This is a genomic window from Sphingomonas flavida (assembly GCF_036663655.1).
Taxonomy (GTDB): domain Bacteria; phylum Pseudomonadota; class Alphaproteobacteria; order Sphingomonadales; family Sphingomonadaceae; genus Sphingomonas.
This window is the reverse complement of the sequence record NZ_JAXOJH010000010.1, coordinates 140,647-153,232: the sequence shown is the minus strand read 5'-3', so window position 1 is coordinate 153,232 and position 12,586 is coordinate 140,647. Positions and strand designations below refer to the sequence as shown.

Annotated in this window: 12 protein-coding genes and 1 rRNA gene; 7 read left to right on the top strand and 6 right to left on the bottom strand. The window is 66.0% G+C overall.

All coding sequences use genetic code 11. The annotated features are described in order from the left end of the window. A 16S ribosomal RNA gene (locus U1703_RS12875) occupies nucleotides 1-238 on the bottom strand; the annotation flags it as partial. Between the two features lie 525 nt (nucleotides 239-763). Here U1703_RS12875 and U1703_RS12870 point away from each other — a divergent pair. The 3 genes from U1703_RS12870 to U1703_RS12860 are packed head-to-tail and all read left to right on the top strand — an operon-like array spanning nucleotide 764 to nucleotide 3,595. Next, complete coding sequence (locus tag U1703_RS12870; RefSeq protein ID WP_332786009.1) at nucleotides 764-1,795, top strand: glycosyltransferase family 2 protein; 1,032 nt, start codon at nucleotides 764-766, stop codon at nucleotides 1,793-1,795. Beyond that, the gene (locus tag U1703_RS12865; RefSeq protein ID WP_332786008.1) at nucleotides 1,792-3,270 is read left to right on the top strand and encodes an oligosaccharide flippase family protein; all 1,479 of its coding nucleotides are present in this window, start codon (nucleotides 1,792-1,794) and stop codon (nucleotides 3,268-3,270) included. The genes U1703_RS12870 and U1703_RS12865 overlap by 4 nt, the downstream gene beginning before the upstream one ends. A 46-nt stretch (nucleotides 3,271-3,316) precedes the next feature. Further along, nucleotides 3,317-3,595, top strand: coding sequence for a hypothetical protein (locus tag U1703_RS12860; protein WP_332786007.1), 279 nt, complete (start codon nucleotides 3,317-3,319; stop codon nucleotides 3,593-3,595). Nucleotides 3,596-3,658: 63 nt separating this feature from the next. Here the strand turns inward: U1703_RS12860 and U1703_RS12855 are convergent, their stop codons facing one another. The 4 genes from U1703_RS12855 to hisS all read right to left on the bottom strand — a co-directional run bounded on the left by U1703_RS12855 (nucleotide 3,659) and on the right by hisS (nucleotide 8,155). Continuing rightward, nucleotides 3,659-4,522, bottom strand: a complete 864-nt coding sequence (locus U1703_RS12855) for a DUF4167 domain-containing protein (protein WP_320453662.1) — start codon at nucleotides 4,520-4,522, stop codon at nucleotides 3,659-3,661. Nucleotides 4,523-4,805: 283 nt separating this feature from the next. Next, complete coding sequence (prmC, locus tag U1703_RS12850) at nucleotides 4,806-5,615, bottom strand: peptide chain release factor N(5)-glutamine methyltransferase (RefSeq protein ID WP_332786006.1); 810 nt, start codon at nucleotides 5,613-5,615, stop codon at nucleotides 4,806-4,808. A gap of 147 nt (nucleotides 5,616-5,762) precedes the next feature. Beyond that, nucleotides 5,763-6,836: a peptide chain release factor 1 gene (prfA, locus tag U1703_RS12845; protein WP_320453660.1), complete on the bottom strand. Its 1,074-nt coding sequence runs from the start codon at nucleotides 6,834-6,836 to the stop codon at nucleotides 5,763-5,765. Beyond that, the gene (gene hisS, locus U1703_RS12840; RefSeq protein WP_332786005.1) at nucleotides 6,833-8,155 is read right to left on the bottom strand and encodes a histidine--tRNA ligase; all 1,323 of its coding nucleotides are present in this window, start codon (nucleotides 8,153-8,155) and stop codon (nucleotides 6,833-6,835) included. The genes prfA and hisS overlap by 4 nt, the downstream gene beginning before the upstream one ends. A 42-nt stretch (nucleotides 8,156-8,197) precedes the next feature. On the opposite strand from hisS, the gene U1703_RS12835 reads away from it, so the two are divergent. Continuing rightward, entirely contained in the window at nucleotides 8,198-8,380 is a 183-nt protein-coding gene (locus U1703_RS12835; protein WP_332786004.1) for a hypothetical protein, read from the top strand. Here U1703_RS12835 and U1703_RS12830 read toward each other — a convergent pair. Next, nucleotides 8,374-8,943, bottom strand: coding sequence for a hypothetical protein (locus U1703_RS12830; RefSeq protein ID WP_332786003.1), 570 nt, complete (start codon nucleotides 8,941-8,943; stop codon nucleotides 8,374-8,376). The genes U1703_RS12835 and U1703_RS12830 overlap by 7 nt on opposite strands. A gap of 129 nt (nucleotides 8,944-9,072) precedes the next feature. Here U1703_RS12830 and U1703_RS12825 point away from each other — a divergent pair, with 129 nt between their 5' ends. The 3 genes from U1703_RS12825 (at nucleotide 9,073) to ppa (ending at nucleotide 12,432) form a co-directional block, all read left to right on the top strand. After that, the gene (locus tag U1703_RS12825; protein ID WP_332786002.1) at nucleotides 9,073-9,735 is read left to right on the top strand and encodes a DUF1345 domain-containing protein; all 663 of its coding nucleotides are present in this window, start codon (nucleotides 9,073-9,075) and stop codon (nucleotides 9,733-9,735) included. A gap of 82 nt (nucleotides 9,736-9,817) precedes the next feature. Continuing rightward, nucleotides 9,818-11,743 (top strand): M61 family metallopeptidase, encoded by a 1,926-nt coding sequence (locus U1703_RS12820; RefSeq protein WP_332786001.1) that lies wholly within the window; start codon nucleotides 9,818-9,820, stop codon nucleotides 11,741-11,743. Nucleotides 11,744-11,853: 110 nt separating this feature from the next. Continuing rightward, on the top strand, nucleotides 11,854-12,432 hold the full coding sequence (gene ppa / locus U1703_RS12815; protein WP_332786000.1) for an inorganic diphosphatase: 579 nt from the start codon (nucleotides 11,854-11,856) through the stop codon (nucleotides 12,430-12,432). Nucleotides 12,433-12,586 lie beyond the last annotated feature (154 nt).

Genomic DNA, 12,586 nt, shown 5'->3' with positions numbered 1-12,586 from the left:
TAGGCCTTTACCCCACCAACTACCTAATCCAACGCGGGCTCATCCTCAGGCGATAAATCTTTGATCTCGCGATATCATCCGGTATTAGCAGCCGTTTCCAGCTGTTATTCCGAACCTGAGGGCAGATTCCCACGCGTTACGCACCCGTGCGCCACTAAGGCCAAAGCCTTCGTTCGACTTGCATGTGTTAGGCATGCCGCCAGCGTTCGTTCTGAGCCAGGATCAAACTCTCAAGTTTGATGCTCGATTCTTAGCCGGTGGAATGACCAGCCAAAAACCGCTCACTTCAAGGAGCCAATTCCTGCACATCACATATTCAAGTGGATATGTAACGAGACATACGAACTGGCTTATTGCTTTTAACGATCCCCAACGCACCTTGAATGCGTGAGTAACCGCCAAGCCGCCGCCCGCATGTCCCTTCATCTAAATCACAATGTCAAAGAGCCGACAACAAATCACCGGCAACACCTTACCACCCCGTTCCCAGGGCTTCCAGCGCGCCAGTCTGTCGTAGCTGCACCGGTCAGTCGTTGCGACCACCGCTGCGGTGAAACCCCTCTAGGCCGAGGTCCCGGACCGGTCAACACAAAAAATGCCATTTTTCTGTAAAAATCGAAAAACGGTTATTTTTCGGGATGTTGCATATGGCCTTCCAGTGTCTCGGGATCGGAACCTTTCCGCCATTCAGGATTAGCGCCGTCACGGCGCCTCGTTTAAGGGCATGTTTAGCCGTTGCGTTTAGGAACCGTGCGATACGACCATGACATCGCCTCGCATCACCGTCGCCCTGAGCGTCTATAACAATGCGGCCTATCTGGCGCTCGCGCTGGACAGCATCCTGGCGCAGAGCTTCACCGACTTCGAACTGCTGGCGGTCAATGACGGTTCGTCGGATGCGTCCCCTGCGATCCTCGACCGATATGCGGCGTCCGATCCGCGCGTCCGGGTGATCCATCAGAGCAACCAGGGGCTGATCCCCAGCCTGAACCGCATCATCGCCGAGGCACGCGCCCCCTATGTCGCACGCATGGATGGCGACGACATCGCCCACCCCGATCGCTTTGCGCAGCAGATCGCCTTTCTGGAGGCGCATCCCGATCATGGCGTATTGGGCACCCGCGTCTTCGGCATTACCGAGACCGGTGACCTGCGTCGCGACTGGACGATCGATCATCCGATCACGCCGGACGCGGTCATCGCTGCGCTCGAGGATGGCCCGCTCCTGTGCCATCCCTCGGTCATGATGCGCAGAGATCTGGTGCGTGCGGTCGGCGGCTATCGCGCGGCCTATCGCCATTGTGAGGATTACGACCTGTGGCTGCGGCTGGCGGAGCGGACCCATATGGCCAATCTGCCCGATCGGCTGCTCTATTATCGTTATTCGCCGACCCAGGTGTCCAATCGTTACGTCATGGCGCAGCATTATGGCGCGGCGGTCGCGCGGCTGGCACGGGCCGAGCGGCTGGCGGGGCGGCCAGATCCGACCGATGCCTGGCAGGTTCTGCCGCCGATCGACGCGCTCGACGCCGCATTCGACCGCCCCGGCACCGCGCAGGCGATCCGCGCCGAGGTGACGCGCGGCATCCTGTTCGATCCCGCTTCGCTGGCGGGTGACGGCCTGCCGCTGATCGCCGCGCATCTGGCGGAGACGCGCGGCCATGCCGGACAGCGGGTGGGGGGGCAGCGGGTACCGGGGCTGTGGCGCGCGGTGGCCCGGCTGGCGCGGAGCGGCAGGCCCGTCGCGGCCTGGCGGCTCGCACGCACCCTGGCCTGCGACGCGGTCCGGCGATGACGTCCTCTTCGGTACGGGGGGCCGCGCTGTGGTCGATCGGCGCGCAATATATCGCCTTTGCCGTCCAGTTCGTGGTCAGCGTCATCATCTCGCGCTACTTCCTGACCCCGCCGGAAATGGGGCTGTATTCGATCGCACTGTCCGCCGCGATGATGGTGTCGGTGCTGCAGGATTTCGGCATCAGCCGGTTCGTCGCGGGCGAACGCCATTTGAGCGAGGCGCAGATCGAGACGTGCTTCTCGGTATCGCTGATATTCGCGCTGGGCATCGGCCTGCTGATCCTGGCGCTCGCCTGGCCGGTCGCCCAATTCTACGGCAATGCGCGGCTGACCCCGCTGCTCGTCATCATTGCCGGATCCTATCTGGTCGTGCCGTTCGGCATCGTGCCCAGTGCCATGTTGCAGCGGCGGATGGATTATCAGTCGCTGTTCCAGGTCAATGTCGGCGCCGCGATCGTCAATGCGGTCTTTTCGCTCGGTCTGGCCTGGGCGGGATATTCGGCGTTCGCGCTCGCCTGGGCAGCGGTCGCCCAGCAGGGCGCCCGCGCGCTGATCGGTCAGTGGCGATCGGGCATCCGCCCTCCCTTCCCGCCGCGCCTGAAGGGTGTCGGCCCGATCCTGCGCTTCGGGTCGAACAGTTCGTTGCTGCATATCAGCGGGGCAATCGGCACGCGCAGCCCGGACCTGGTCATCGGGCGTATCCTGACGCTGACCGCCGTCGGCTTGTTCAGCCGTGCCTCCAGCCTGGCGGCGCAATTGCAGATGCTGGTCAGCGGCGCGGTCGACGGCGTGTTCTATCCCGCCTTCGCACGGTTGCGCGACGAGGAGGCCGATCTGGCCGCGCCCTATCAGCGGGTCGTCGCGGCCTATAGCGCGGCGACCTGGCCCGCCATGGCGTTCCTGGCCGCCGCCGCGACGCCGATCGTGCTGATGCTCTACGGCGCGCGCTGGGCCGGGGTCGCACCGCTGCTCGCCTGGATCGCCATCGGACAGGTCTTCATGTCGGCGCTGCCGCTGCATGTCGAGCTGCCCATCCTGCTGGGCCGGATCCGCCAGCTCGTCTTCCTCAACCTGCTGGATACGGCGGCATCGATCGGATTGCTGCTGCTGGGCGCGATGCTCGGGCTGGAGGCGGCCGCCGCGTCGCGGGTCGGCTATGGCATCTTGTGGTTCGTCATCTATGCCGGGTTGCTGCAACGGCTGACCGGCTTTGCATGGCGGAATATGTTGAGCATCTATGCGCAGGGTCTGATCGCCGCGCTGGCCACGGTGGCCCCATTGCTCGCCGTCTATCGCTGGGTCGCGTCGCCCGAAGCGGTGGGATTCGCCCTGCTGAGCCTCAGCGCCATTGCGGGCGTGCTCGCATGGCTGGCGGTCATTTACACGCTGCGCCACCCCGTCCGGCTGGAGATCAATGCGATCGTGCAGGCGATGTGGGCGAAACGGCCGGGGCAGAGCGCGGCCTCGTCGGCCTGATCCGTAGCGGCTTGCCGAGCAGGCTCGCGCCACCCATAGTCCGGGCATGAGCCCTCCCCCACCCGGCCTCGACGATCCTGAACAGGCGGCCTTTGCCTGGGCGCGGTTCCGGGTGATGATGGCGTGGATGACGTTGGCCGCCGCCATCGCGGTGGCGGTGGCGATGATCGCGCTGGCCCGAATCTATGGCCCGCTGAACGCGGTGACGATGCTGGGGGTGATTGGCGGGATCGGCGGCATGGTGATGCTGACCGGTGCGCTGATGGGGCTGGTCTTCCTCAGCTCGGGCACCGGGCATGACGAGGATGTCGACCGGCGGCCATAAAAAACCGGCCCCCGCAAATGTCGCGGAGGCCGGTCCTTTATCGATCGAAAGCGTGAAGGGCGATCAGCCCGCCGCCGCCTCCGGCTCCACCGGCGCAGCGGCGCGGATGCGCCGACGACGGGGCTTTTCTTCCGCCGCCGTTTCCGCTTCCGGCGCGGCGCTCAGCGCGGGCGGCAGGCGATCGGCGTCGAAGCCGGTCGATTCCACCACGTCCTCGGCAGGACGCTCGCGACGCGGGCGACCGCGACGGCGGGGTGCCTCCTCCTCGGCCTGCGGTGCTGCCGCGACCTCGGGGGTCATGGCGGGAGCGGTCACGACCGGCTGCGCTTCCTCGGCCATGACGGGCTGTTCGGCCCGCATCGGGCGGCGATCCTCGCGCGGTTCGCGGCGCGGGCGGTCGTCGCGGTCGCGACGGGGACGCTCTTCGCGCTGCTGATTGTCGCGCGCATAGGTTTCGCGCGGCTGGTTTTCCCGCTGCTGGTTGTCGCGGCCCTGATTCTCACGGGGCTGCCGCTCACGACGCGGCTGTTCGACCTCGCCCTGCTGTTCGCCCGGACGGATCGGATCGCCCTCGTCACCATAATCGTCGGCGTCGTTGTCGAAGCCGTCGTCATACTGGTCTTCGCGCGATTCCTGCGGCTGGCGGCGCTGGTTCTGCTCCTCGAAGCGCGAGCGGGTTTCGCTCAGCACCCGGAAATAGTGATCGGCGAACTGCCAGTAATACTCGGTGTTGACCCGGTCGCCCTGGCGCTGCGCCTCGGTCGCCAGATTCTTGTACTTCTCGTACAGCTGGCTGGCGTTGCCGCGCGCGCGATTGTCGATGCGATTGCCATTGTCGGGGCGGCCGGGATTGCCACCCGGACGCTGCCCACCATTGTTGTTGCCGCCACGACCGCGACGGCGGCCGGCCTGCCGATTATTGATCAAGCTGTTCGTCCTTAGTCGTCAAACCAACAAGGTCCACTTTTCCCGGCACCGCGCGCGATTCGCGCGATGCGAAGCTGTCGCGCCCGAATTCGGGCGCTGCCACGGCCGCCGGACAGCAGCGACTGCATGACGAAGGGTATGGGCATCGGCCCGAAATCAGACGACCCCGAATACGGTGCCCCGAATAACGTTGGGAGTGCCGAATGTTCGCGTGCCCCTGCCCCCGCTCTAGCGGGTCCGGGCCGGGTCGTTCAAGTGAAATATAGGGCATCGTCGCGATTGTTCAATGCGCCAGCAGGGCGCGGGGCCGCCCGCCAAGGTCGCGGTGCAGGGTCACGGCAAAGCCTTGATCCGCCAGCAAAGCCGTCACCGCCTCGGCCTGTTCATACCCGATCTCGACCACCGCCGCCCCGCCGGGGGCGAGCAAGCGGCGCAGTTCGGGGGCGAGCAGGCGATAATCGTCCAGCCCGTCGGGCCCGGCAAAGAGCGCCGATCCGGGCTCGTAGTCGCGCACTTCAGGCGAAAGCGGCTCGGCCGTGCCGATATAGGGCGGATTGGTGACGATGCAGTCGAACGGCCCCGTCAGCGCCGCTGCCCAGTCGCCCAGCACGAACCGCGCCCGGTCGGCCATTCCGCAGGCCGCGGCGTTGGCGACGGCATATTGCAGGGCTTGCGGGGAACGGTCGACACCCAGGCCCTTGGTATCCCGCCATTCATCGAGCAGCGCGAGCAGCAGCGTGCCCGGCCCGGTGCCCAGATCGAGCAGGGTGGCGGGGGGACGCCCCCTGAAGTGCCGGAGCGCCGCATCGACCAGCGTCTCGCTGTCCACGCGCGGCACCAGCGCGCCAGGGCCGACCATCAGGTCCAGCGTCCAGAAGCCGCGCGTGCCGGTGATATAGGCTACGGGCTCCTGCGCGGCACGGCGTTCGACCAGCGGCCAGAAGCCGTCGGGAACGGGCCGGGTCAGATCGAGCAGCAGCGCGTTGCGATCGATACCCAGCGCATGGGCGAGCAGCAGTTCGGCATCGAGCCGGGCGGTCGGGGAGAAGGTGAAACGCGCGGCGGCCTCGGCCAGCGCGGTGCGGGCGTCCACTATGCCACCCCTACCACCCCGGCGAAGGCCGGGGTCCAGATACGGCCGCCTATTGGGTGAAGGTCCCAGCGCGCCTCGACAGCAGTCGCGACTGGCCCCCGGCCTTCGCCGGGGTGGTACGTCTTGGCGGTTGGGGTTGAAGCCCCCTCAACCATCAAGGGCAGCCAGCCGTTCGGCTTCATCCTCGGCCAGCAGCGCGCCGATCAGTTCGTCCAGCTCGCCCTCCAGAATCTCCGGCAGCCGGTGGAGGGTCAGGTTGATACGGTGATCGGTCACGCGGCCCTGCGGGAAATTGTACGTCCGGATGCGCTCGGAACGATCGCCCGATCCGACCATCGACCGCCGCGTGCCCGCGCGCTCGGCGGCCAGTCGCTCGCGCTCGGCCTCGTACAGGCGGGTGCGCAGCACCTTCATCGCCTTGGCGCGGTTCTTGTGCTGCGAGCGTTCGTCCTGCTGGATCACGACCAGCCCAGTCGGGATATGGGTGATGCGGATCGCCGAGTCGGTGGTGTTGACGTGCTGCCCGCCCGCGCCCGACGAGCGATAGATGTCGATGCGCAGGTCCTTGTCGTCGATCTGGAGGTCAACCTCCTCCGCTTCGGGCAGCACCGCCACGGTCGCCGCCGAAGTGTGGATGCGTCCGCCCGATTCGGTGACCGGCACGCGCTGGACCCGGTGGACGCCCGATTCGAACTTCAGCTTGGCGAAGACGCCCGCGCCCGCGACCGAGGCGACGACTTCCTTATAGCCGCCGGTGTCGGGCACCGAGGCGGAGATCAGCTCGACCCGCCAGCCCTGCCGCTCGGCATAGCGCTGGTACATGCGGAACAGGTCGCCCGCGAACAACGCCGCCTCGTCTCCGCCGGTCCCGGCGCGGATTTCGAGCATCGCGGCACGCTCGTCGGCGGCATCGCGGGGCAGCAGCGCCAGCGCCAGGTGGCGATCCGCCTCGGCCAGCGCATTGCGGTTGGCGTGAAGCTCCTCCGCCGCCAGCTCGCGCAGCTCGTCGTCGCCGTCCTGCGTCATGAACGCCAGGCTGTCGGCCTCCTGCCGCAACCGGCGAACCTCGGCGGCGGCGTTGGCGACCGGCTCAAGCTCGGCATATTCCTTCGACACCGCGACGAAGCGGTCCGAGGGCAACTCGCCCGTCGCCATCATCGCCTGGAGTTCGTCGCGTCGCGCCTCGATCTGCGCGATGCGCTCGGCGGAGATGGTCTTCATCGCGCGGTCAGACGCTGCACCAAGGGAGGAAGCCGTTCGCCATGATCCTCGGCGATCTCGTCCTCGAACAACAGGTCGGACAGGCTCTGCGCCACCGTGTCGAGCAAGACCTTCGCCTGTTCGCCGGTCGTCAGCGCCTTGACCTGCACCTCGCCGTTCGCGAGCTCGTCATCGCCCAGGATCAACGCATAACGCGCACCCTGGTCGTTCGCCTTGGCCATGCGACGCTTCATGTTGCCGCGAAACGCCATGTCGGTGGCGACGTCCGCGCGGCGCAGTTCCGCCACCAGCCCGGTCGCGCGCAACTCCGCCGCCGCGCCCATCGGCACCACGACCGCGTCGATCGTCGGCTTGGCCGGTTCGTCGAGCAGCATCGCCAGCCGCTCGACCCCGGCCGCCCAGCCCACGCCCGCCGTGGCGGGACCGCCCAGCGATTCGATCAGCCCGTCATAGCGCCCGCCCGCCAGCACGGTCCCCTGCGAGCCCAGCCGGTCGGTCACGAACTCGAACGCGGTGTGGCGATAATAATCAAGGCCACGCACCAGCCGCGCATTGCGCGTCCAGGCGACCCCCGCCGCGTCCAGCCCCGCCGTCACCGCCTCGAAAAAGGCGCGCGCCTCGGGCGTCAGATAGGCGTCGATATCCGGCGCCGCATCGGCGATCGGCCGGTCGCGCGGATCCTTCGAATCGAGGATGCGCAGCGGGTTCTTCTCCAGCCGCACCAGGCTGTCCTCGGACAGCTCACCTCGATGCGCCTCGAAATGCGCGACCAGCGCGTCGCGCCACGCATCGCGCGTCTCCGCATCGCCCAGCGTGTTGAGCTGCAGCGTCACGCCCTCGGCGATCCCCAGTTCGCGCAGCAACTGGTCGGCCATCACTAGCAACTCGACATCCGCCGCCGGTTCGGCCGCGCCCAGGATCTCCGCATCGATCTGGTGAAACTGGCGATAGCGGCCCTTTTGCGGGCGCTCATAGCGGAACACCGCACCCGACGTCGCAAGCTTGAGCGGCGCATATTGCTGCCACCCCTCGGTCAGGTACGCGCGCGCGATCCCGGCAGTGAACTCGGGCCGCAGGGTCAACAGGTCGCCGCCGCGATCGGGGAAGGTGTACATCTCCTTCGACACGACATCGGTCGTCTCGCCGATCGAGCGGGCAAAGACCTGCGTGTCCTCGAACACGGGCAGGTCGAGCCGCTGGAAAGCATAGAGGCCATGGACATGCTCGAACGTGGCCAGCACCTGCGCAAAGCGGCGCTGCTCCTCACCGAAGATGTCCTGCGTGCCGCGCACGCGCTTGGGGGTTTCGATCCGTGCCATAGAGGTGGCGCTATCTAAGGTAGCGAGCGCCGCTGCGCTAGAGTGCGATCACAGGTTGCAGCAACGCTGAGCCGGACGCGGCTCTTTGGAGCAGCGGGCCTGTTCGCACCGGACTATCTGCTCAACATGCGCGACACGGTGGCGGACACGCTGGTCGCGGGGCATGACCAGTTGGCCTGGGACGTGGCGTTCGCCCGCGGCGCGCCTTGGCTGCTGGATCATTGATCCGTCGGGAATCGATAGATTTCCTTGCCGCGCCGGATCATCGAGATGGAGGGACCGTCCTTGTTGATGCCGACGTCCACCCGGTCCTTGGTGTCGGCATTGAACAGACGCAGCGTCGTCGCGCCCGTGGGCTCCGCGATGAACATCGCATGCTGACGGGTCTTGTCATCCAGGGTCAGCAGCACGTTGGAATAACCGTGATCGACGGTGGCATAGCCGCTACGCTCCTGCCCCTCGGCGTCGAACAACAGAATGCCCGACATGGTGTCCTCGGGCCGCCCGCCGCGTGACGTATTCTGCTTGCCGTTGACGACGGCATGGGGAAGCGGCGATCCGATCTTGACGCGGGTGATGCCGTTTGGATCGACGACGTTCAATTCGCGAACGGTCAGCACGTCCTGGACCGGGGGATTTGATGGGCCCGACGCCGCAACGGCACCGCTGCCCGCCGCACCGATAAGCCCGACGATTCCGCATATCGAACCGATGACGGCGGCAACGACCGCGATACGATAGCGCCGTTCGAGCCGCGCCATCCGCTCATCCAGTTCCATGTTCGTCATATCCGTCGAGCCCCCTTGCTGTTGCACATTTATAATACACCGCATGCCGTATCGCAGCAATGATCGTTTCGTTCGAAGCTGGCGGCGCTCCATAGCCAAGCCCGCCCCGGCCAGCGTACACCCCCGCCCATGACCATCTCCCGCTGGCAGCGCCTGCAAACCCGTATCGGCGAACGCGTCGCGCCGCCGCGATTCCTGGCGTTCGCGCTGATCCTGATCGCCGCGATTGTCGGGCTTTGCTCCTTGTTCGGGATGACACGCGGAATCCTTGGCGGCTTCGATGCCGCCGCCCTCCTCTTCATCGCCTCGCTCGTCCCGTTGTTACGACAGGGGCAGGCCGCGAAGATGCGCGCTCGGGCGGCCAAGAACGACGCCAACCGCGCCGTCCTGCTGGTATTTTGCGGGATCGTCCTCTTCGTCGTGCTGGTCGCGGTCGGGGGCGAGTTGCGCGGGCGGAGCAGCGTCGTGACCATCGCGCTGGTCGTCGGCACGCTGATCCTGGCCTGGCTGTTCTCGAACATCGTCTATGCGCTGCATTACGCGCACCTGTTCTACAGCGCCGGGGACAAGGGCGATGCGGGGGGCCTGCAATTCCCCGATACGGCCGAGCCCGATTACTGGGACTTCCTGTATTTCTCGGTGACGCTGGGCATGACCTTCCAGACGTCGGACGTGTCGATCGCGTCGCGCCGGATGCGGCGGGTGGTGACGGGCCAGTGCCTGGCGGCGTTCATCTTCAACCTGGGCGTCATCGCCTTCACGGTGAACGTGCTGGGCGGCGGGTCCGGGTAAGGCCGCTCCCGAAAGGGTCTGGACGACTGGCCTATCGGGTGCCTAACCTGCCCGCATCTCCTTTCGCCGCAAAAGGCTATCCATGATCCGTTCCGCGCTTCGTTCCGTATTCGTCGCCTCGCTGCTCGCCTCCACCGCAGCGGCGATCGCGCAGGTCCCGGCGGGCAATTCGGCCCCCGCCGCACAGGCCCCCTTCGTCAACACCATTCCCGATGCGGTCGACACCCCCTATCCGGGCACGATCAAGCTGGTCGTCGACGCGACGGATACCGAACGCGGCATCTTCCGCGTGAAGGAGACGATCCCCGTCGCCAAGGCCGGGCCGATGGCGCTGCTCTTCCCGAAATGGCTGCCTGGCGCCCACTCCCCGCGCGGCGAGATCGAGAAGCTGGCGGGCCTGGTCATCAAGGCCAATGGCCGCATCCTGCCCTGGACGCGCGATCCGGTCGACGTCTTCGCCTTCCATATCGATGTGCCGTCGGGCGCCAGGCAGTTGGACCTGGAGTTCCAGTTCCTGTCGGCGACCAAGCCCGACCAGGGCCGTATCGCCGTCACCCCGACGATGATCTCGCTCCAGCCCAATTCGCTGAGCCTCTATCCGGCCGGTTACTATACCCGCCAGATCCCGATCCAGATGACCGCGATCTTCCCGGCCGGCTGGACGGCGGCGGGCGCGGTGCCGTCCAAGGCATCGGGTTCGACCTATACCTATGACACGACCAACTATGAGATCCTGGTCGATTCGCCGGTGCTGGCAGGCAAGTACGGCAAGGTCTTCCCGCTGACCCCGCGCGTGAACCTGAACGTCTTTGCCGACAACGCCGCCGAGCTGAACGCCAAGCCCGAGCAGATCGCCGCGCACAGCCGCCTGGTCGACCAGGCGGTCAAGGCCTTCGGTGCGCAGCATTACGACAAGTACGAGTTCCTGCTGTCGATCAGCGACCAGCTGGGCGGCATCGGCCTTGAGCATCACCGCTCGTCCGAAAACGGCGTGACGCCGGGCTATTTCACCGAATGGGATGCCGGACCGGGTCGCCGCAACCTGTTGCCGCACGAGTTCACGCACAGCTGGGATGGCAAGTTCCGGCGCGGCGCGGACCTGTGGACGCCGGATTATCGCACGCCGATGCGCAACTCGCTGCTCTGGGTCTATGAGGGGCAGACGCAGTTCTGGGGCTATGTGCTCCAGGCGCGGTCGGGCCTGGTGTCGAAGCAGGACACGCTGGACCAGTACGCCTCGATCCTCGCCATCTACGACACCGCACCCGCGCGGCAGTGGCGCGACCTGGTAGACACCACCAACGACCCCATCATCTCGTCGCGCAAGCCCAAGGGCTGGACCAGCTGGCAGCGGTCGGAGGATTATTACAACGAGGGCCTGATGGTCTGGATGGAGGTCGACGCGATGCTCCGCCAGAAGTCGAACGGCACCAAGTCGATCGACGATTTCGCCAAGGCCTTTTTCGGCATCCGCGACGGCGACTGGGGCGAGGTGACCTACACCTTCGACGACGTCGCCAAGACGCTCAACGGTATCGTCCCCTATGACTGGGCCGCTTTCCTGCGCCAGCGCATCACCGAGACGGGCAAGCCTGCCCCGATCGAGGGCTTTGCCATGAACGGCTACAAGCTGGTCTATACCGACACGCCGACCGCGACCTTCAAGCAGGGCGAAAAGGGCAGCACCAACGTCAATTATTCGCTGGGCATGTCGGTGTCGAACAGCGGGGAGGTGACCAGTTCAATTTGGGACAGTCCCGCGTTCAAGGCGGGCATCGATGTCGGCACGCAAATCCAGGCGGTGAACGGCGAAAGCTATACCGGCGATCGCCTGAAGGCCGCGATCCTGGCCGCCAAGGATCCGGCCAAGCCGGTCAAGCTGGTGATAAAGAACCAGGATCAGTTCCGCGACGTGACGCTCAACTATACCGGCGGTCCGCGCTATCCGCGCCTGCAAAAGGTCGGCACCGGAGAAACCGGACTCGATCGACTGCTCACGGCGCGCTAAGGTCGGACTGACCGACATCTATCGACAGGCCATGGCGGGTTGCGCTATCGCGCCCGCCATTGTTTTTCCACCGGAACTCTTCCGGTACCTAGGCAAGAAAGACCGTTTCGATGCGCATCGACCTTATCCCCGTCGGCAAGAGCCCGCCCGATGACATCAACGTCGTGATCGAAGTGCCCACCGGCGGCGAGCCCGTGAAGTATGAATTCGACAAGGCCAGCGGCGCGCTGTTCGTCGACCGCATCCTGCACACGCCGATGCGCTACCCGGCCAATTACGGCTTCGTGCCGCACACGCTGTCGCCCGACGGCGACCCGCTCGACGCGCTGGTCGTGTCGCGCACGCCGTTCATCCCGGGCTGCGTCGTGCGCGCCCGTCCGATCGCCGTCCTGAATCTGGAAGACGAAGCCGGCGGCGACGAGAAGCTGGTCTGCGTGCCGGTCGACTCGACCTTCCCCTATTATTCGAACGTCGGCGGCCGCGACGACCTGCCCGAAATCGTGTTCCAGCAGATCGAGCACTTCTTCACCCACTACAAGGATCTGGAGAAGAAGAAGTGGGTGCGTATCGGCACCTGGGGCGACCGCGACGAAGCCCGCCGCATCGTCGAGGAAGCGATCACGCGCTACGAAGACGCCAAGGCCAAGGGTCAAGAGCCGCACGACCACGACGTGCCCGGCCGCGCCTGAACCCATAGGGTTTCGGTTTGAGGAACGCCCCGGTGCCCCGCGCACCGGGGCGTTTTTTTGTGCCCCCCTCCCGACCGGAAAGCTTCCCCCTTCTTACGCCCCTCCCGCAGGCGAGTTTCAGGTCGGCCATGCCCCCGGCATGACCTAAACGATG

Bases quoted from the DNA above. Each gene is read 5' to 3' on its own strand.
- U1703_RS12820 (WP_332786001.1), top strand. From the start codon at position 9,818: ATGATCCGTTCCGCGCTTCGTTCCGTATTCGTCGCCTCGCTGCTCGCC.
- U1703_RS12825 (WP_332786002.1), top strand. From the start codon at position 9,073: ATGACCATCTCCCGCTGGCAGCGCCTGCAAACCCGTATCGGCGAACGC.
- hisS (WP_332786005.1), bottom strand. From the start codon at position 8,155: ATGGCACGGATCGAAACCCCCAAGCGCGTGCGCGGCACGCAGGACATC.
- U1703_RS12865 (WP_332786008.1), top strand. From the start codon at position 1,792: ATGACGTCCTCTTCGGTACGGGGGGCCGCGCTGTGGTCGATCGGCGCG.
- ppa (WP_332786000.1), top strand. From the start codon at position 11,854: ATGCGCATCGACCTTATCCCCGTCGGCAAGAGCCCGCCCGATGACATC.
- U1703_RS12830 (WP_332786003.1), bottom strand. From the start codon at position 8,943: ATGACGAACATGGAACTGGATGAGCGGATGGCGCGGCTCGAACGGCGC.
- U1703_RS12860 (WP_332786007.1), top strand. From the start codon at position 3,317: ATGAGCCCTCCCCCACCCGGCCTCGACGATCCTGAACAGGCGGCCTTT.
- prfA (WP_320453660.1), bottom strand. From the start codon at position 6,836: ATGAAGACCATCTCCGCCGAGCGCATCGCGCAGATCGAGGCGCGACGC.
- U1703_RS12870 (WP_332786009.1), top strand. From the start codon at position 764: ATGACATCGCCTCGCATCACCGTCGCCCTGAGCGTCTATAACAATGCG.